The sequence below is a fragment of the Citrobacter sp. Cu096 genome (assembly GCF_030332285.1).
Classification (GTDB): Bacteria; Pseudomonadota; Gammaproteobacteria; order Enterobacterales; family Enterobacteriaceae; genus Citrobacter; species Citrobacter meridianamericanus.
Genome location: NZ_JAOWID010000023.1, coordinates 254,069 through 272,435, shown reverse-complemented (window position 1 = coordinate 272,435; position 18,367 = coordinate 254,069). Strand labels below are relative to the sequence as shown.

Here is an 18,367-nt window from a genome sequence, read left to right as displayed (position 1 = left end):
TTTTGCTATTTCACCAGTTCGTCTTACAATTAGCTGGCTTTACGCTCGTGCGCTTGACGATAAGCCACTAAATCTTCGATAGTGACTACAGCCATATTGTGCTTGCCGGCAAACTCAATGCACTGTGGCGCACGCGCCATGGTGCCATCATCATTAGTCAATTCGCACAGCACACCTGCCGGTTTAAACCCTGCCAGCGTCATCAGGTCGATGGTCGCTTCAGTATGACCACCGCGGGTTAACACGCCACCAGCCTGAGCACGCAGCGGGAACACGTGCCCCGGACGGTTCAGGTCGGACGGTTTTGCACCCTCTTTAACTGCCGCGCGAACCGTTGTAACACGGTCTGCAGCGGAAACGCCGGTGGTCACGCCTTCAGCGGCTTCAATGGTCACGGTAAAGCCGGTACCGTAAGCACTGGTGTTATTTTCAACCATCATTGGCAGATCGAGCTGTTTACGGCGGTCTTCGGTGATGCACAGGCAAACAATACCGCTTCCGTGACGGATGGTCAGCGCCATCTGTTCAACGGTCATGGTCTCTGCCGGGAAAATCATATCGCCTTCGTTTTCACGATCTTCGTCGTCAAGCACCATCACACCGCGTCCTTCACGCAGCGCAGACAGCGCATGTTCAACACGTTCGAAAGGCGTACCAAAAGAGGAAAGTAGCGTCTGATTCATGGTAAAAAAACCTCACTAAAATTATGGTTACCAGAATCAGGGCAGTCTTAGGAGTACCGTCTAAGCGGCAAAAAATAACGTGAGCGGGTCCATGCCCGACTGGATCGTTACTCTCTCCCATCCGGACTTTAACCGTCGGCCCCGGAATTACACCGGATCTGCTGACCTTTGAGTTTGCACTCAAAGCGCTCGCGGGCTTTCAACATCAGTTGATTTACCGCCGGTGGGGAATTTCGCCCCGCCCTGAGAATAAGCGCGTTAACTATAACGCTATTGATTACCTTCATCAACGCCTTTGCTCGGCTTAGCTTCACACAATTCTGGTTTATGCTTGTGCCAGTTCGCACTACAATATGCAGCAACACGTACCAGTTCAGGGAAACCACAATGATTGACCCGAAAAAAATTGAGCAGATTGCTCGTCAGGTTCATGAGTCGATGCCGAAAGGGATCCGCGAGTTTGGCGAAGACGTTGAGAAGAAAATTCGTCAAACGCTTCAGTCACAGCTGACCCGTCTGGATCTGGTAAGCCGTGAAGAGTTTGATGTACAGACTCAGGTTTTGCTGCGTACCCGTGAAAAGCTGGCGCTGCTTGAGCAACGTCTGACCGAGCTGGAATCGCGTGAAACAACGGCAGAAACTAAGCCTGCCCCCGCGATCCCGTCAGTCGATCCGCAAGAGTAAAAACGACAACGGGCCGCAAGGCCCGTTTTTCTGTTAGTGTTCCAGTTCCAGCTTCCTGGCCTCCGTCGCCTGCTGGCAGTACAGCGCATAGCGTTTGCAAAACCAGCTACGGTGTTCTTCATCCATATTCCCAGTTATCGCCTGGATATCAACGGGATGGCCCTCAGCCTGCATCCTGGCAAAACTGCGGGCCAGGAAATCGAAATTGTTCATTGAATACATACTACTGTTCATGAGCATACCCTCCAGTTATTGAATATCTGCTAAGGCCATATGCTTTTTCTGATTTCAGTATTTCCCTGGATGCGAAGTTATTCTGCACATATTGTGCGCAAAAAAACCACCAGCTTCACAGTTTCCTACGAAATCTAAGAGGGGGGATGTGCCTCTTTTCGGATTCAAGACAAGGAGAACGCATGTTATTGTAACGTCATGTAAAAGTAAGAGGTAAAACCATTACTTTTGACACTATCAGGGAACGCGGTCGCAGGAGGAAGAAAGTTGGTTTTATTCACGGATTATAACGCCCCCTACCTGTTTGCTATTTCATTTGTCCTGCTGATTGGCTTACTGGAAGTCATCTCTCTTATTTTCGGGCATTTCCTTTCGGGTGCGCTTGATGCGCATCTTGAACATTACGATGCCCTGACTTCCGGCAATATCGGCCAGGCGCTGCACTATTTGAATATTGGACGTATTCCCGCACTTATCGTGCTGTGTTTACTCGCAGGGTTCTTCGGACTCTTCGGCATCCTTCTTCAACATGCTTCGATCACGCTATGGCAAGTACCGCTCAGCAACCTACTGCTTGCTCCGGTGAGTTTTATTCTTGCCGTCTTTGCCGTGCATTACAGCGGAAAAATCATTGCTCCCTGGCTGCCGCGGGATGAAACCACCGCCCTCGCAGAAGATGAGTTTATCGGCTGCATGGCGATTATTACCGGACATTCCGCAAGTGCAGGAACCCCCTGCGAAGGCAAATTTACCGATAAGTTCGGGCAGACTCACTATGTGCTGCTGGAGCCTGAAGCAGGCCAAGAATTCAAAAAAGGAGACAAGGTGCTGATTATCTGCCGACTCTCCGCAACGCGTTACCTGGCCGAGCTAAACCCCTGGCCAAATGTTTTGTAATTTTTACTTTAAGGGAATAACACAATGGATGATGTTTTTGGCATGTTACCTTCATGGATGTTTACCGCCATTGTGGCGGTGGTCGTCTTATTAATTATCGGGATTATCTTTGCCCGCCTGTATCGCCGCGCGTCTGCTGAACAGGCATTTGTACGTACCGGACTTGGCGGGCAAAAAGTGGTGATGAGCGGCGGCGCAATTGTCATGCCCATCTTCCACGAAATTATTCCTATCAACATGAACACCCTCAAACTTGAGGTGAGCCGTTCGACTGTCGACAGCCTCATCACCAAAGACCGTATGCGCGTGGATGTCGTCGTCGCCTTTTTCGTGCGTGTAAAACCGTCTGTTGAAGGGATTGCTACCGCCGCACAGACGCTGGGACAGCGAACGCTGTCACCAGAGGATTTACGTGTGCTAATAGAAGATAAGTTTGTCGATGCCCTGCGTGCCACTGCGTCGCAGATGACCATGCATGAACTGCAGGATACGCGTGAAAACTTCGTTCAGGGCGTACAAAATACCGTCGCGGAAGACCTGTCCAAAAACGGCCTGGAACTCGAGAGCGTTTCACTCACCAACTTTAACCAGACCGAAAAAGTCCATTTCAACCCGAATAACGCCTTTGATGCCGAGGGTCTGACCAAGCTGACCCAGGAAACAGAACGCCGTCGCCGCGAACGTAACGAAGTCGAGCAGGACGTTGAAGTTGCGGTGCGCGAGAAAAACCGTGATGCGCTGGCGCGCAAGCTGGAGATCGAGCAGCAGGAAGCCTTCATGACGCTTGAGCAGGAGCAGCAGGTGAAGACCCGCACGGCCGAGCAAAACGCCAAAATTGCCGCATTCGAAGCTGAACGTCATCGTGAAGCTGAGCAGACACGCATTCTTGCCGAACGCCAGATTCAGGAAACGGAAATCGAGCGCGAACAGGCGGTGCGATCAAGAAAAGTCGAGGCCGAGCGTGAAGTTCGCATCAAAGAGATCGAACAGCAGCAGGCAACGGAGATCGCCAACCAAACCAAGTCCATCGCCATTGCCGCCAAGTCCGAACAGCAGTCTCAGGCCGAAGCGCGTGCTAACGATGCCCTGGCCGAAGCGGTTCGCGCCCAGCAGAACGTAGAAACCACCCGCCAGACCGCAGAAGCGGATCGAGCCAAACAGGTTGCGCTGATCGCCGCTGCGCAGGATGCAGAAACCCAGGCGGTTGAACTGACCGTCCGGGCAAAAGCCGAAAAAGAAGCCGCAGAATTGCAGGCGGCAGCAATTGTTGAACTGGCCGAAGCGACGCGGAAAAAAGGTCTGGCGGAAGCCGAAGCCCAGCGTGCGCTCAACGATGCCATCAACGTGCTTTCCGACGAACAGACCAGCCTGAAATTTAAGCTGGCTCTGCTGCAGTCTCTGCCAGCGGTTATTGAGAAATCCGTTGAGCCAATGAAGTCTATCGACGGAATCAAGATTATTCAGGTTGATGGCCTGAATCGTGGCGGCGCCGTCGGTGAAGTAAGCGCAGGTAACGTAAGCAGTGGAAATTTGGCTGAGCAGGCATTATCAGCAGCTCTTGCCTATCGTACACAAGCGCCGCTGATTGATTCGCTGTTAAATGAAATTGGCTTATCCGGCGGTTCACTGTCGGCACTGGCCGAGCCGCTGAAATCTGTGGAAAGCAACGCTGTGACTCAGGAATAAACCGTAATAATGCCGGATAGTGTCGCTATCCGGCTATCAGGTCAGAGCTCACTTATCGCTGTCTTTCTGGATCTTCTTGATGATATTGGTCGTTGAGCAGCCATCTTCGAAGTTCAGCACCAGCACTTCACCGCCGTTTGCCCATACCTCTTTGCTACCCGCAATATCTTCCGGCTTATAGTCGCCGCCTTTAACCAGCAGATCCGGCAGGATGCCGGCGATCAGACGCTGCGGTGTATCTTCTTCAAACGAGACCACCCAGTCGACGGATTCCAGCGCGCCCAACACGATCATGCGCTGTTCCAGCGGGTTGACTGGACGCGTTTCGCCTTTCAGACGTTTGGTCGATGCATCGCTGTTTACCGCCACGATCAGGCGATCGCCCAGCTTGCGCGCATTCGCCAGATAAGAAACGTGGCCCGCATGCAGGATGTCGAACACGCCGTTGGTCATCACCACTTTCTCACCACGCTTGCGCGCGCTGGCAACGGCCTGTTTCAGCTCAGATTCGTTCATCACGCCAAAACCAGTATCAGCCCGGCCACGCACAGCGTTTTCGAGTTCAATCGGAGAAACGGTGGAGGTTCCCAGTTTACCGACCACAACACCGGCTGCAGCGTTAGCAAAATAGCACGCCTCTTCCAGTGAATTACCCGCCGCCAGCGTCGCCGCCAGCACACCGATTACCGTATCGCCCGCACCGGTCACGTCATACACTTCCTGCGCCTGCGTCGGCATATGCAGTGGCGATTTGCCCGGTTGCAGCAACGTCATACCCTGTTCTGAACGGGTAATCAGCAGTGCGGAAAGGTCGAAATCAGCAATCAATTTCATGCCGCGCTCAACCAGTTCATCTTCGCTTTTGCATTTACCGACTACCGCTTCAAACTCAGACAGGTTGGGCGTCAGCAGCGTTGCGCCGCGGTAACGTTCAAAATCGGTCCCTTTCGGATCGATAAGTACCGGCACGCCAGCCTTACGCGCCAGCGCAATCATCTGCTGCACGCTTGCCAGCGCGCCTTTGGCGTAATCGGAAAGCACCAGAGCGCCAATAGAGCCCAGCGCCTGATTAATACGCTCGTGCAGCGGTTGCGGATCCACGCCTTCAAAACCCTCTTCGAAATCCAGGCGAATCAACTGCTGGTTGCGGGAGAGCACGCGCAGTTTGGTGATTGTCGGATGCGTCGGCACGGAAACGAAATCGCATTTTACGTTCACATCCGCCAGTGTTTTGCTCAGCGCCCGCGCCGCGTCGTCAATACCGGTCAAACCCACCAGACGGGAATTTGCACCCAGAGAGGCAATGTTCATCGCCACGTTTGCTGCGCCACCGGGACGTTCTTCGATGGTATCGACCTTCACCACCGGAACCGGCGCTTCAGGTGAAATACGGTTGGTAGGACCGTACCAGTAGCGATCCAGCATCACATCACCGACAACCATGACTCCTGCACGTTCAAACTCTGGCAGCGTTACTTTCATTCCTGTCTCCTGAGAGATTCTCTGAGGGTCTTAAAATTTGCGCGCGATAATAGCACACTTCACTCGGCAACCAGCCACTTCTGCCAGCTGTCATGCACCAGCGTACGTTCAGCGTTGAAGTGTTCCGGCGCTACATGGCCTGGAAGTTCCTGCAACGCAAGATGGTGCAGTTCGTCGCGCAGCGTTGTATAAGCGCGGGTAAGTGCCAGCGCTTCCTGCTCATCCATAATGTCGTTTTGTGCCAGTAATTCCAGAATGCGCACGTTATCCGACCAGCGCGTCAGCTTCGGTTTTTCATGCGCATAGCGCAGCACTAAATATTGCGTAATAAACTCAATGTCGGTAATGCCACCTTCGTCAGCTTTAATATCAAAGCGATCGCGATGCTTATTGCCCAAATGGGCGCGCATTTTCTCACGCATTTCACGCACGTCGGTCTGCAAGGTTTTTCCATCACGGACGAGGGTCATGATATCGCGACGAATCGCATCAAACTGAGAGGTCAACTGCGGGTCGCCGTATACCACGCGAGCACGCACCAGCGCCTGATGCTCCCACGTCCACGCTTCGTTGCGTTGGTAATCGGCGAAAGCGTCGATTGATGTCACCAGCATTCCCGCCGCGCCGGATGGACGCAGCCGCGCATCCACTTCGTACAAAATACCAGACGAGGTGCGGGTGCTGAAAAGGTGCATAATGCGCTGCGACAAACGCAGATAGAACTGTCGCCCGTCAATCTCACGCTCACCGTCCGTCATTACGTCCATCGGACAATCATGCAGGAAGATCAAATCAAGATCCGAACTGTAGCCCAGTTCCCAGCCGCCCAGTTTGCCATAGCCAACGACGGCAAAACCGCGCCCCTCACGCTCGTCAAGATGGGTAGGTTGCCCGTAGCGGGCGACCATTTGCGTCCACGCCTGCTGGACTACCGCATCGATCATGGCTTCCGCCAGCCAGGTTAAGTGGTCGCTCACCTTCATCACTGGCAGCGTACCGGCAATATCAGCCGCGGCAATTCGCAAAAGCTGCGTTTGCTTAAACTGTCGCAGCGCTTCCAGTTGCTGTTCTTCGTCATCTTCCGGTACGCGCAGCAAATACTGGCGCAGCTCATCACGGTAAGCATCCGTCGCGGTGGGTTGATACAGGGTGTTCGGATCCAGCAGTTCATCGAGCAACAGCGGATACCGCGCCAGCTGGCTGGCAATCATCGGCGAGGCGGCACAGAGTGAAATCAGGTGCTTAAGCGCTCCCGGGAATTCGCTCAGCAGCTCCAGATAGGTGGTGCGGGTCACAATGCCGACCAGCAGCGGAGTGATGCGCGACAGCGGTATTGAGGCGTCGTCACGCGTACAGACATCGCTCAACAGATGCGGCATTAAATGATCCAGCACCTGGCGTCCACGTGGGCCAATAGTGCGTTTATCCAGCTCTTTGCGGAAATCAGCAATCAGAGACAGCACGCGCCGGCGATCGTCATCTGCCAGATGCGTCAGCACCGGCGTGGTATCATCTTCCTGTAATGCGTCCTGCCACAGTTCGCGCCACTGCTCAGAGAGCGACTCTTCCTGGGTTTCAGCTTCGTCATCGCCAATCAGCTCGTTGAATACCCGGCGCACATTGTCCATATGATTGACCAGCACATCGGTTAACTGCTGCCAGTCATCAACGTTCATCCCCCACGCCAGTCGCGCGCGATTCAGTTCATCGCCCGGCAGCGTCTGGGTCTGCTCATCATTGATACTTTGCAGCAGATTTTCCAGGCGGCGCAAATAGAGATAGGCTGCGCGCAGTTGTTCCGCGTCGGTATCAGACAGCAGGTGCAATTCATTGATGGCGCTGAGCGTCGGTAACAGCGATCGGGATTGCAGAGACGGCTCGCGCCCACCGCGAATAAGCTGGAATACCTGCACGATAAATTCGATTTCACGAATACCGCCCGCCCCCAGCTTAATGTTGTCTTTCAGGCCTCGGCGGCGCACTTCACGGGCAATCATCCCTTTCATGTTTCGCAGAGACTGGATCACGCTGAAATCAATATAGCGGCGGAAGACAAATGGCCGCAGCATCGCGCGAAGTTCACTGACGTAGGTACCGTCGGAATCGCCCATAATGCGGGCTTTGACCATCGCATAACGTTCCCAGTCGCGCCCTTGTTCCTGGTAATAATCTTCCAGCGCAGAGAAACTCAGCACCAGCGGGCCGCTGTCGCCAAACGGGCGTAAACGCATGTCCACCCGATAGACAAAACCATCCATTGTGGGCTGATCCAACACCTTGATGAGCCGCTGCCCCATGCGAGTAAAGAACTGCGCGTTCTCCAGCTCGCGACGCCCGCCCTGCGTACTGCCGTGCTCCGGCCAGGCAAAAATCAGGTCAATATCAGAGGAAAAATTCAGCTCGCCGCCGCCGAGTTTTCCCATACCTAAAATCAGCAGCGGCTGCGCAACACCTTCAGGATTACAGGGCGTTCCCCACTCGCGACAGCAGGCGGCGTATAACCAGTCACGCGCGGCGACGATCAACGTTTCAGCCAGATGACTTAGCTGCTGCAAAATACTCTCTTCGGTCACCAGCGACAGTGTCTGCGCCCAGGCGATACGCACCATGATACGACGGCGAAACAAGCGCAGCTCACGCATCAGCGTGTTTTCGTCGCTGACATCGACCAATGCTTGCTGTAACCACTCGGCATAATGTTGCCATTCATCCGCCTGAGGTGGCGTACTTTCCAGCTCAGACAGCCATTCGGGATGGGCAATCATGCTGTCGCGGACAAAATCACTGAATGTAAGCACTGACTTCGCCTGCACGCTAAGCGAGGACTCAGAGATTGCTGCTGGCAGCCGCTCAACAACGGTCGGCCAGTACTGCTGTAACGGTGAAGAGAGCTGCTTCATGTATGGGACATCCTTTGCGTATTGAGGCCTCAACCCTAATTATCGTTTTCCGCTGTGCAGCCAGAACGGTTCCAGCGCGATCGCCTCGTTGCGGAAGTGTTCAATTTCAATATATTGGTTGGCCGCAATGGCGTGACGTAAGCCCTGCCAGTTGGCGATCCATACCGATGCGACATTTTCGTCGTAGTATCCCGCCAGCATCAGCATGCTATCAATATTGCGCGTCAGGCGCGGCAGCTGATCGACGTACTTATCGCCCAACGGCTGAGCGAAAGTGGTTTTCAGTTCAGCGGCATGGCGTGAGAGATGCGTATCCGAGAAACGCTTAAAGGAGTCGGCAATTTTACCCTGCGCCTTCGCATCAAGGAACGGCTGCCACCCTTTGGTCACCAGCCATTCGGTTAACGCCAGTTTGGCCATCGCCGTTTGGGTGCTGTAAACCGCCGAAACGGCAGACACATCAGACGCGATGATCGCTTCCGACTGGGTCAACAAATCACGTAAGTGAGCGCTCGCTTTTCGTGGCACGCAGCCACCAAACAGCATCAGAATGTGGCGTACCAGCCCCATTGCAGCCAAAACCTCGGCTTTCGCCCCTTTGACGCCGCGTACCCACAACTCTTCATGGTACTGCCACTGTGATAATGCCAGCTCCAGCGCCGCTTCCATCCCCTGCTCAATACTCGCCTTCGCCGGAACCTGCAAAATGCGCGTCGGTTTGAGTTCACGCGGCGCATTCCCCTGAGCCAGATGATAGCCGCGCGCCGCTTTGCTCAGGCTGCCCTGGCGTAGACCGGCTTGCGAAACCAGCTGGTTTGCCAGCTTCAGTACCGCCCGGGTATCGCCGCTTAGCAGCTCAAGTTCAAGCTCACAGAGAGGTTCAGCACATTCGCCCGCTTTTACTTCCCCGAGATCGAGGGCGATTTCAATACGGCTGCCGTCAACATCCAGGCACCATTTCTCACGGTAAAAATCGGTGCTGAACAGTGGTTGCACCTGAGAGGCAAGTTCAGCAGGCAGTTCGCCATCTGGCCAGACTTCCGTTGGGAACAAGGCGAGATCCAGCTCAGGCGCGCTCAGCGCAACGTTAAATTCCGGTCGCTGATGCAGGCCGCCCGTTACGCGTCCGGCAATTTTCATGGTCATTTCGTAATGACCGTTTTCACCGCGAATACGCAGCCCCATATCGTGATTACGCAACCACGCATCCGGCGTTTCGTAGTAAATATTCAGCAACTGGCTGGGCGCATGATGCTCTCCCCCCAGCGTATTCAGACATTCACGCAGCGCATCAACAGCGTCACTATTGACGATAAATTTTAATTCGATTTCCTGGGCCATGGTCTTGTACTTATGGGTTATGTCACAGTTGAGAAAACTGACTGCGAACTAAGTTCGTTCTTTATGGTCAGTAGATAGTATTTTGCGCCAAATTGCCATGCAACGAGCAATTTGACGGGCGTAAAAGTTTCGGGTGGTGGCAAAAAGGACACAGATGATTCCGATTGATGTCGAATGCTTTGCGTAGAGACACTGATGCCACTACTATCGTTCCACTTTCTATGACAATAACGACAGCCTGATGCCAAAATTACGCCTGATTGGATTAACTTTACTCGCACTTAGCGCCACTGCAGTCTCTCATGCCGAAGAAAAGCGCTATGTCTCTGACGAACTGAACACCTGGGTCCGCAGCGGTCCGGGAGATAATTATCGCCTCGTGGGTACGGTTAACGCCGGCGAGGAAGTCACGCTATTACAGACCGATGCCAACACCAACTACGCCCAGGTGAAAGACAGCACCGGACGTACCGCCTGGATCCCACTGAAAGAGCTGAACAGTACGCCGAGCCTGCGTACCCGCGTTCCCGACCTGGAAAACCAGGTTAAGACCTTGACCGATAAGCTCAATAATATCGATACCACATGGAATCAGCGTACCGCCGACATGCAGCAAAAGGTAGCACAAAGCGACAGCGTGATTGACGGGCTGAAACAAGAAAACCAGAAGCTGAAGAACGAACTTATCGTGGCGCAAAAGAAGGTGAGCGCAGCCAACCTTCAGCTTGATGACAAGCAGCGTACTATCATCATGCAATGGTTTATGTATGGCGGCGGCGTGCTGGGTCTTGGTCTGCTGCTCGGTCTGGTTCTGCCACACATGATCCCAAGCCGTAAACGCAAAGATCGCTGGATGAACTGAATCGCCTTCTCCGCCACACTGACATATGATTAAGGAATGTTTTTTTCAAAAGGAAAGTGGCGTGAAGATTTATCTGGTCGGTGGTGCAGTTCGGGATGCGTTATTAGGGCTACCGATTAAAGATAAAGATTGGGTCGTAGTCGGCGCCACGCCGCAAGGAATGCTCAACGCGGGTTACCAGCAGGTAGGTCGCGATTTTCCCGTGTTTCTGCACCCGCAAACCCGGGAAGAGTATGCGCTGGCACGTACTGAACGTAAATCAGGCTCAGGATATACCGGATTCACCTGCTACGCCGCGCCAGATGTGACGCTGGAGGCCGATCTTCAGCGTCGCGACCTGACCATCAACGCAATGGCCCGCGATGACGACGGGGAGATTATCGACCCGTATAATGGACTCGACGATCTGGAAAACCGCCTGCTGCGCCATGTTTCCCCTGCTTTTAGCGAAGATCCGCTACGCGTGTTGCGCGTGGCGCGCTTTGCTGCCCGTTATGCACACCTCGGCTTTCGTATTGCCGACGAAACCATGACGCTGATGCGCGAGATGAACGCCGCTGGCGAGCTGGAACACCTGACGCCAGAGCGCGTGTGGAAAGAAACGGAAGGCGCCTTAACCACCCGTAATCCACACGTTTTTTTTCAGGTCCTGCGCGACTGTGGCGCACTGCGCGTTCTGTTTCCTGAAGTGGATGCCCTGTTCGGCGTCCCTGCGCCCGCGCAATGGCACCCGGAAATTGATACCGGCATTCACACGCTGATGACGCTGTCGATGGCAGCCATGTTAAGCCCGGAGGTCGACGTGCGTTTCGCCACGCTGTGCCACGATCTTGGCAAAGCTTTAACGCCTAAAGCGCTATGGCCGCGCCATCACGGCCACGGTCCGGCGGGCGTTAAGCTGGTCGAGCAACTGTGTCAGCGCCTGCGCGTGCCGAATGACATCCGTGATTTAGCCAAACTGGTGGCCGAGTTCCACGACCTGATTCATACCTTCCCGATCCTGCAGCCGAAAACCATCGTTAAGCTGTTTGATTCCATCGATGCCTGGCGTAAACCGCAGCGCGTGGAGCAAATCGCCCTGACCAGCGAGGCCGACGTGCGTGGGCGAACCGGTTTTGAAGCGGCGGATTACCCGCAAGGCAGGTTGTTGCGCGAGGCCTGGCAGGTTGCGCAGGCGGTACCCACGAAAGATGTCGTGGAAGCGGGATTCAAAGGTCAGGCAATTCGTGAAGAACTGACCCGACGTCGCATCGCAGCGGTGGCTAACTGGAAGGAGAAGCGGTGTCCTAAACCCACCGCCTGAACGGATATCACCCCCAGGCCGGATAAGGCGGAACGCCGCCATCCGGCACCAGGTTAGTCATCAGAAGAACACGACGTAAACGGCAGCGGCCACAATAAAGCGGTAAATCGCAAACGGAATGAACGAAATGCGCTTAATCAGCTGCAGGAAGGTTTTGATCGCGACCAGCGCCACAATAAATGCCGTCACGAAGCCAACTGCAAACATCGGTATATCTGATGCGCTGAGGAACGACCAGCTTTTGTAAAGATCCAGCGCCGTGGCGCCCATCATCATCGGTACCGCCAGCAGGAATGAAAACTCAGAAGCCGCGTAACGGCTCACCCCCATCAGCATACCGCCAGAAATCGTCGCACCGGAACGAGAAAAGCCCGGCCACAGCGCCAGACACTGAAAACAGCCAATCATAAACGCCTGGCGATAGGTCATATCATCCAGACCCGGCGCGCGCGGCTCTTTCGGCTTCAGGCATTCTGCGGCAATCAGCAGCACGCCCCCAACCACCAGCGCATACATCACGTTGATCGGGTTAAACAGCGACTTGATGGTGTCGTGGAACACCAGTCCCAGTACAACGGCCGGAATCATCCCCAACAGAATATGTCCCAGCGTCAGCCGACCTTTGCCTGTCCCTTCATGTGGGTCCTTGCCGAAGTGAATGCCGATCAGGCCAAACAAACGTCGCCAGAACATCACCACCACTGCCAGAATAGACCCCAACTGGATCACCACCTCGAATGTTTTTGCGGTATCACCCTCAAAACCCAACAGGTGGCCAACAATAATCATATGGCCGGTACTGGAAACGGGTAAAAATTCCGTCAATCCTTCGACCACACCCAAAATTGCCGCCACCAGCAGCGAGTGCATATCACTCATTAATAAACCCCTAGATAGAGAAACCACGGCAAAAAAGAGCCGACGAAAGGACTCTTTTATACCCGTTTGATTTAGAAATTATTAAATTAATTATTTTCTTTCAGATTATTGCCACGCTCAATGACGACCCCGACGTTTGCCGCACGGGCTACCGCACCAGGTTTACTGAGTTTGATCCGCACCCATGGTGAATTAAAGCGGCTAAGTAGCATATCCGCCACCTCTTCCGCCACACGTTCTACCAGCGCAAAACGCCCACCTTCCACATGGTTAACAACCGTTTGTGCAATATCAGCATAGCTCAGGCAATCAGCCACATCATCGCTTTTAGCCGCTTTGCGGTTATCCCACGCCATTTCGATATCGAACACCAACTGCTGTTCAATCGTTTGTTCCCAGTCGTAAACACCGATAGTGGTGATTACGGAAAGTTGCTCTATAAATACAATATCCATCACGACCTGCCTGCTTTTTGGCTAACCCGGATACCACTTCCGGCGAAATATGCGTATTATCCACAGAAGTAGCGTTTTACACGACATTTTCAAAACGGAACAGCTTATGAGTGCAATCGCGCCTGGAATGATTATCTTCGCGTACCTCTGTGGCTCAATTTCCAGTGCTATTCTGGTATGCCGCCTTGCTGGATTGCCGGACCCGCGGGACAGTGGTTCTGGGAATCCGGGCGCGACGAATGTATTGCGAATCGGTGGCAAGGGAGCCGCCGTCGCGGTGCTGATTTTCGACGTCCTGAAAGGTATGTTACCCGTCTGGGGTGCCTATGCGCTAGGCATCAGCCCCTTCTGGCTGGGATTGATCGCAATCGCCGCCTGTCTGGGACACATTTGGCCGGTATTCTTCGGTTTTAAAGGTGGGAAAGGCGTTGCCACCGCCTTTGGCGCAATTGCGCCGATTGGCTGGGATTTAACCGGCGTGATGGCCGGAACCTGGCTGTTAACCGTCCTGTTAAGCGGCTATTCGTCGTTAGGCGCTATTGTCAGCGCGCTGATTGCCCCTTTTTACGTCTGGTGGTTCAATCCCCAGTTCACTTTCCCGGTGTCCATGTTGTCGTGCTTAATTCTGCTTCGTCACCATGACAACATTCAGCGCCTGTGGCGTCGTCAGGAACCGAAGATCTGGACCAAGTTGAAGAAAAAACGCGAAAAAGACCCCGAGTGATTTTATTGTCGGATAGTGACGCGTCGGCGTCTTATCCGGCCTCGGGGATGTGATACCCTTCCACCGGCTTGCCTAATCGACGCTGACACCACGTCGCCAGAAACTCCACGCACACGCGAAGCTTCACGCTGCGATACAGCGGCTCCTGATAAACCGCCCAGATATTGGCGCTTTGCGCATAGTCCGGCAGCACCCGCACCAGTTCCCCGCTAGCCAGAAATGGCTGCAGGTCCCATTCGGAACGCAACATAATCCCTTTTCCCTGCAGCGCCCACTGCAGCACAATCTCACCACTGTTAGAAGAAAGATGTCCCGCCACCTTAACCGACTTTTTCTCCTGACCGTTATCCAGTTCCCACACCCCGTGAGTCATATCCCGTTCTTTGGTGACCAGGCAATCATGTCGAATTAATTCTGGTAACGTCGTCGGCTCACCGTATTTCTGTAAATACGTCGGTGCCGCGCATAATATCCTTTTGTTTTTCGTTAACAAATGCGCAATATAATAATCAGGAATCTCATCATTGATGCGAATATCCAAATCGATATTATCCTGCGCCAAATCAATTTGCCGATCGTAAAGTTCGAAATGTACCTGTAATTCAGGATAGCTGTGCATCAATTCTGTAATTGCCGGTGCAATATAACTGCGCCCAAAACCAAAGCTACAGCCGATACGAATCATCCCTGCCGGACGCGTTTTGAGTTGCGTAACGTCATCGACCAAATGCTGATAGCTTGCGAGGATCGCCTGCGCGTGTTCATAGCAACGTTGACCACTCTCCGTTAGCGCCACGCCGCGTGCCGAGCGGCTTAGCAACGTAGCCCCTAGCGTGGACTCAAGGATCTGAATGCGCTTCGTCACAAACGCAGGCGTCTGGCCCAGCGTCGCGGCGGCGGCGCTAAAGCTGCCGCTATGAACAATTTCAACCAGCACCTGCAGGTCTTTCGCCAGGGGATACGTGTTCAGCATGATCGGTAATCCGTAATGTGATTAACCGCAGTGTAATTCTCTCATGCGTATTAAACCCTGCTCTGCCGCAATTTTTATTGCCTTATCTGGACATCATTCACGAACTGTTAATTGGATATTCACAGTGCCAAATAATATAAATCCACATTTTTAGTGTTAGTTTTTGGCGGAGAGTTTATTTCCAGATAAATAAAAGAACTGGAGTTAATAAGATGAGCAATCAAAATAACCAACATGCGATAACTACGCTGACGAACATTGTCGCCGACTTTACCGCCATGATTTCTACCCGCATGCCTGACGATGTTGTGGATAAATTAAAACAGCTGCGTGAAGGCGAAACCTCGCCGATGGGTAAAATCATCTACCACACCATGTTTGACAACATGCAGAAGGCAATCGACCTGAATCGTCCAGCCTGCCAGGACACCGGTGAGATCATGTTTTTTGTGAAGGTTGGTTCCCGTTTTCCGCTCCTCGGCGAACTGCAAAGCATTCTGAAACAGGCCGTTGAAGACGCTACGGTAAAAGCGCCGCTGCGCCATAACGCGGTTGAGATTTTTGACGAAGTGAATACCGGAAAAAATACCGGTACGGGCGTGCCGTGGGTCACCTGGGACATCATCCCTGATAATGATGACGCGGAAATCGAAGTCTACATGGCAGGCGGCGGCTGTACGCTGCCAGGGCGCTCAAAAGTGTTAATGCCTTCTGAAGGCTATGAAGGCGTGGTGAAATTTGTCTTCGAAAATATCTCCACGCTGGCTGTTAACGCCTGTCCGCCGGTATTGGTAGGTGTGGGTATAGCCACCTCTGTAGAAACTGCTGCCGTGCTTTCTCGTAAAGCGGTGCTACGCCCTATCGGATCACGCCATCCAAACCCAAAAGCGGCTGAGCTGGAGCTGCGTCTGGAAGAAGGGCTTAACCGTCTGGGCATTGGGCCGCAAGGGTTGACCGGGAATAGCTCAGTGATGGGCGTGCATATCGAATCCGCCGCACGCCACCCGTCGACTATAGGCGTTGCCGTCTCTACCGGCTGCTGGGCGCATCGTCGCGGCACGCTGTTGGTTCATGCCGACCTCTCCTTCGAAAACCTGTCTCACACCCGGAGCGCGTTATGAAAAAGATCCTCACAACCCCGATCAAAGCCGAAGATCTGGCAGACATTCGCGTTGGCGATGTCATTTACCTGAGCGGCACGCTGGTGACCTGCCGTGACGTTTGCCACCGCCGACTGATCGAACTGAAGCGCCCGATTCCTTATGACCTGAACGGCAAAGCCATTTTCCATGCGGGCCCGATCGTCCGTAAGAACTGTGATAAATGGGAGATGGTCTCCGTTGGCCCAACTACCAGCATGCGTATGGAAGCGTTTGAGAAAGACTTTATCGAGCAGACGGGCGTCAAGCTGGTGGTCGGCAAGGGCGGCATGGGACCGCTGACGGAAGAAGGCTGTAAGCAGTTCAAAGCGCTGCACGTCATCTTCCCGGCAGGCTGTGCGGTCGTGGCGGCAACTCAGGTTGAAGAAATTGAAGAGGTACACTGGACCGAACTCGGCATGCCGGAATCTCTGTGGGTATGCCGGGTAAAAGAGTTTGGCCCGCTGATCGTTTCCATCGATACCCACGGCAATAACCTGATTGCCGAAAACAAAAAGCAGTTCGCTGAACGTCGCGATCCTATCGTCGATGAAATCTGCGAGCACGTGCACTACATCAAATAACCCTCCCGGAGGGGCGTAATGCCTCTCCCTCTTCGCAGGGGTACAACAATGGCACCTTTAGCTGGTTGGTGGCGATACCTGACTCCGCTGGTGGTCATCGCCATTATTGCTGTTCTTCCCGTCCCCACCGGTCTTGAGAGTCATACATGGCTCTATTTTGCCGTCTTTACCGGTGTGATTGTCGGGCTTATTCTGGAACCTGTACCGGGCGCGGTAGTGGCGATGATTGGCATTTCGATCATCGCCGTCCTTTCACCGTGGCTGCTGTTCAGCCCGGAGCAACTCGCGCAGGACGGTTTTAAATTTACCGCCAAATCACTGTCGTGGGCGGTATCTGGCTTTTCAAACTCGGTTATCTGGCTGATCTTCGCGGCCTTTATGTTTGGTACCGGCTATGAGAAAACCGGACTCGGTCGGCGTATCGCGCTGATGCTGGTGAAAAAGATGGGGCACCGGACGCTGTTTCTCGGCTATGCGGTGATGTTCTCTGAGCTTATCCTCGCCCCCGTCACACCTTCCAACTCCGCGCGCGGAGCCGGAATAATCTACCCGATTATCCGCAACCTGCCGCCGCTGTATAACTCACAGCCCAATAGTACCAGTTCACGCTCCATTGGCTCATACATCATGTGGATGGGCATTGTCGCCGACTGCGTCACCAGCGCCATTTTCTTAACGGCGATGGCACCGAACCTGCTGTTGATCGGCCTGATGAAAGGTGCGTCCCACACGGCGCTGAGCTGGGGCGACTGGTTCTTAGGCATGCTGCCGCTGAGCATTTTGCTGGTGTTGACCGTGCCGTGGTTGGCGTATGTGTTGTACCCACCGGTACTGAAATCCGGCGATCAGGTTCCACGCTGGGCGGATACAGAGCTAAAAGCGATGGGACCGCTCTGCGCTCGCGAGAAAAAGATGCTGGTGCTGATGGTCGGCGCGCTGGTACTGTGGATCTTCGGCGGCGATTTTATTGACGCCGCGATGGTCGGATACAGCGTAGTGGCCTTGATGCTGGTTTTGCGCATCATCAGTTGGGATGACATCGTCAGTAATAAAGCCGCGTGGAACGTCTTTTTCTGGCTGGCCTCGCTGATCACGCTCGCCACCGGACTGAACAACACCGGCTTTATCTCCTGGTTTGGCAAACTGCTGGCGGGAGGACTGAGCGGCTATTCGCCGATGATGGTGATGGTGGCGCTCATCGTGGTGTTCTACCTGCTACGCTACTTCTTTGCCAGCGCCACGGCGTATACCTCTGCCCTGGCGCCAATGATGATTGCCGCCGCGCTGGCGATGCCGGAAATCCCATTACCGGTCTTCTGCCTGATGGTTGGTGCCGCCATTGGTCTGGGCAGCATTCTGACCCCTTACGCCACCGGTCCTAGCCCTATCTACTACGGCAGCGGCTATTTGCCGACGGTGGATTACTGGCGGCTCGGCGCTATTTTTGGCCTGATTTTTCTCGTTCTGCTGGTGATCACCGGTCTGGTCTGGATGCCCCTCGTTTTACTGTAAAACCCTGGTGGGGCGGCGTATTGTCGCCC

The 18,367-nt window shown here is 53.9% G+C and carries 17 protein-coding genes and 1 riboswitch; of the genes, 9 read left to right on the top strand and 8 right to left on the bottom strand.

What is annotated here, in order from left to right:
• Window positions 1-29: 29 nt before the first annotated feature.
• Complete coding sequence (gene ribB / locus OGX99_RS10220; protein ID WP_151224361.1) at window positions 30-683, bottom strand: 3,4-dihydroxy-2-butanone-4-phosphate synthase; 654 nt, start codon at window positions 681-683, stop codon at window positions 30-32.
• A 105-nt stretch (window positions 684-788) separates the two neighbouring features.
• Window positions 789-938, bottom strand: a riboswitch (FMN riboswitch).
• Window positions 939-1,070: 132 nt separating this feature from the next.
• Here ribB and ubiK point away from each other — a divergent pair.
• Window positions 1,071-1,367 carry a ubiquinone biosynthesis accessory factor UbiK gene (gene ubiK, locus OGX99_RS10215; protein ID WP_151217743.1) on the top strand — a complete coding sequence of 99 codons (297 nt, stop codon included), beginning with the start codon at window positions 1,071-1,073 and terminating at the stop codon, window positions 1,365-1,367.
• 33 nt (window positions 1,368-1,400) lie between these two features.
• Here the strand turns inward: ubiK and glgS are convergent, their stop codons facing one another.
• Window positions 1,401-1,607, bottom strand: a complete 207-nt coding sequence (gene glgS, locus OGX99_RS10210) for a cell surface composition regulator GlgS (protein ID WP_086523459.1) — start codon at window positions 1,605-1,607, stop codon at window positions 1,401-1,403.
• Between the two features lie 261 nt (window positions 1,608-1,868).
• Between glgS and OGX99_RS10205 the strand changes: the two genes are divergently transcribed.
• Window positions 1,869-2,498, top strand: a complete 630-nt coding sequence (locus OGX99_RS10205) for an OB-fold-containig protein (protein WP_151217744.1) — start codon at window positions 1,869-1,871, stop codon at window positions 2,496-2,498.
• A gap of 24 nt (window positions 2,499-2,522) precedes the next feature.
• Window positions 2,523-4,184: a flotillin family protein gene (locus OGX99_RS10200; RefSeq protein WP_151217745.1), complete on the top strand. Its 1,662-nt coding sequence runs from the start codon at window positions 2,523-2,525 to the stop codon at window positions 4,182-4,184.
• Between the two features lie 48 nt (window positions 4,185-4,232).
• On the opposite strand, the gene hldE is transcribed toward OGX99_RS10200, so the two are convergent.
• Genes hldE through OGX99_RS10185 form a run of 3 tightly spaced genes read right to left on the bottom strand, consistent with a single transcriptional unit; the run spans window position 4,233 to window position 9,907 of the window.
• The gene (gene hldE / locus OGX99_RS10195) at window positions 4,233-5,666 is read right to left on the bottom strand and encodes a bifunctional D-glycero-beta-D-manno-heptose-7-phosphate kinase/D-glycero-beta-D-manno-heptose 1-phosphate adenylyltransferase HldE (protein ID WP_187259021.1); all 1,434 of its coding nucleotides are present in this window, start codon (window positions 5,664-5,666) and stop codon (window positions 4,233-4,235) included.
• Window positions 5,667-5,725: 59 nt separating this feature from the next.
• Entirely contained in the window at window positions 5,726-8,566 is a 2,841-nt protein-coding gene (glnE, locus tag OGX99_RS10190; protein WP_286538554.1) for a bifunctional [glutamate--ammonia ligase]-adenylyl-L-tyrosine phosphorylase/[glutamate--ammonia-ligase] adenylyltransferase, read from the bottom strand.
• Between the two features lie 39 nt (window positions 8,567-8,605).
• The gene (locus OGX99_RS10185) at window positions 8,606-9,907 is read right to left on the bottom strand and encodes a CYTH domain-containing protein (protein WP_151217748.1); all 1,302 of its coding nucleotides are present in this window, start codon (window positions 9,905-9,907) and stop codon (window positions 8,606-8,608) included.
• A gap of 241 nt (window positions 9,908-10,148) precedes the next feature.
• Between OGX99_RS10185 and OGX99_RS10180 the strand changes: the two genes are divergently transcribed.
• Both OGX99_RS10180 and OGX99_RS10175 read left to right on the top strand, forming a co-directional pair.
• Window positions 10,149-10,769 (top strand): TIGR04211 family SH3 domain-containing protein, encoded by a 621-nt coding sequence (locus OGX99_RS10180; RefSeq protein WP_048232822.1) that lies wholly within the window; start codon window positions 10,149-10,151, stop codon window positions 10,767-10,769.
• A gap of 61 nt (window positions 10,770-10,830) precedes the next feature.
• The gene (locus OGX99_RS10175) at window positions 10,831-12,072 is read left to right on the top strand and encodes a multifunctional CCA addition/repair protein (RefSeq protein WP_252838744.1); all 1,242 of its coding nucleotides are present in this window, start codon (window positions 10,831-10,833) and stop codon (window positions 12,070-12,072) included.
• Window positions 12,073-12,132: 60 nt separating this feature from the next.
• Here OGX99_RS10175 and bacA read toward each other — a convergent pair whose 3' ends face one another.
• Window positions 12,133-12,951: an undecaprenyl-diphosphate phosphatase gene (gene bacA, locus OGX99_RS10170; protein WP_151224367.1), complete on the bottom strand. Its 819-nt coding sequence runs from the start codon at window positions 12,949-12,951 to the stop codon at window positions 12,133-12,135.
• Window positions 12,952-13,037: 86 nt separating this feature from the next.
• On the bottom strand, window positions 13,038-13,406 hold the full coding sequence (gene folB, locus OGX99_RS10165; RefSeq protein WP_151217750.1) for a bifunctional dihydroneopterin aldolase/7,8-dihydroneopterin epimerase: 369 nt from the start codon (window positions 13,404-13,406) through the stop codon (window positions 13,038-13,040).
• A 106-nt stretch (window positions 13,407-13,512) separates the two neighbouring features.
• Here folB and plsY point away from each other — a divergent pair, with 106 nt between their 5' ends.
• Complete coding sequence (gene plsY / locus OGX99_RS10160; protein ID WP_151217751.1) at window positions 13,513-14,130, top strand: glycerol-3-phosphate 1-O-acyltransferase PlsY; 618 nt, start codon at window positions 13,513-13,515, stop codon at window positions 14,128-14,130.
• Window positions 14,131-14,161: 31 nt separating this feature from the next.
• On the opposite strand, the gene ttdR is transcribed toward plsY, so the two are convergent.
• Complete coding sequence (gene ttdR / locus OGX99_RS10155) at window positions 14,162-15,103, bottom strand: L-tartrate utilization transcriptional activator TtdR (protein ID WP_210905387.1); 942 nt, start codon at window positions 15,101-15,103, stop codon at window positions 14,162-14,164.
• A gap of 212 nt (window positions 15,104-15,315) precedes the next feature.
• On the opposite strand from ttdR, the gene ttdA reads away from it, so the two are divergent.
• The 3 genes from ttdA to OGX99_RS10140 are packed head-to-tail and all read left to right on the top strand — an operon-like array spanning window position 15,316 to window position 18,338.
• Entirely contained in the window at window positions 15,316-16,224 is a 909-nt protein-coding gene (ttdA, locus tag OGX99_RS10150; RefSeq protein ID WP_016150995.1) for a L(+)-tartrate dehydratase subunit alpha, read from the top strand.
• The gene (ttdB, locus tag OGX99_RS10145; protein WP_210905388.1) at window positions 16,221-16,826 is read left to right on the top strand and encodes a L(+)-tartrate dehydratase subunit beta; all 606 of its coding nucleotides are present in this window, start codon (window positions 16,221-16,223) and stop codon (window positions 16,824-16,826) included. The genes ttdA and ttdB overlap by 4 nt, the downstream gene beginning before the upstream one ends.
• Window positions 16,827-16,874: 48 nt before the next feature.
• Window positions 16,875-18,338 carry an anion permease gene (locus OGX99_RS10140; RefSeq protein WP_151217755.1) on the top strand — a complete coding sequence of 488 codons (1,464 nt, stop codon included), beginning with the start codon at window positions 16,875-16,877 and terminating at the stop codon, window positions 18,336-18,338.
• The last annotated feature ends 29 nt before the right edge of the window (window positions 18,339-18,367 follow it).

Coding starts and splice junctions, on each gene's coding strand:
- ribB (WP_151224361.1), bottom strand. CDS start 683: ATGAATCAGACGCTACTTTCCTCTTTTGGTACGCCTTTCGAACGTGTT.
- ubiK (WP_151217743.1), top strand. CDS start 1,071: ATGATTGACCCGAAAAAAATTGAGCAGATTGCTCGTCAGGTTCATGAG.
- glgS (WP_086523459.1), bottom strand. CDS start 1,607: ATGCTCATGAACAGTAGTATGTATTCAATGAACAATTTCGATTTCCTG.
- OGX99_RS10200 (WP_151217745.1), top strand. CDS start 2,523: ATGGATGATGTTTTTGGCATGTTACCTTCATGGATGTTTACCGCCATT.
- hldE (WP_187259021.1), bottom strand. CDS start 5,666: ATGAAAGTAACGCTGCCAGAGTTTGAACGTGCAGGAGTCATGGTTGTC.
- glnE (WP_286538554.1), bottom strand. CDS start 8,566: ATGAAGCAGCTCTCTTCACCGTTACAGCAGTACTGGCCGACCGTTGTT.
- OGX99_RS10185 (WP_151217748.1), bottom strand. CDS start 9,907: ATGGCCCAGGAAATCGAATTAAAATTTATCGTCAATAGTGACGCTGTT.
- OGX99_RS10180 (WP_048232822.1), top strand. CDS start 10,149: ATGCCAAAATTACGCCTGATTGGATTAACTTTACTCGCACTTAGCGCC.
- bacA (WP_151224367.1), bottom strand. CDS start 12,951: ATGAGTGATATGCACTCGCTGCTGGTGGCGGCAATTTTGGGTGTGGTC.
- folB (WP_151217750.1), bottom strand. CDS start 13,406: ATGGATATTGTATTTATAGAGCAACTTTCCGTAATCACCACTATCGGT.
- plsY (WP_151217751.1), top strand. CDS start 13,513: ATGAGTGCAATCGCGCCTGGAATGATTATCTTCGCGTACCTCTGTGGC.
- ttdR (WP_210905387.1), bottom strand. CDS start 15,103: ATGCTGAACACGTATCCCCTGGCGAAAGACCTGCAGGTGCTGGTTGAA.
- ttdA (WP_016150995.1), top strand. CDS start 15,316: ATGAGCAATCAAAATAACCAACATGCGATAACTACGCTGACGAACATT.
- ttdB (WP_210905388.1), top strand. CDS start 16,221: ATGAAAAAGATCCTCACAACCCCGATCAAAGCCGAAGATCTGGCAGAC.
- OGX99_RS10140 (WP_151217755.1), top strand. CDS start 16,875: ATGGCACCTTTAGCTGGTTGGTGGCGATACCTGACTCCGCTGGTGGTC.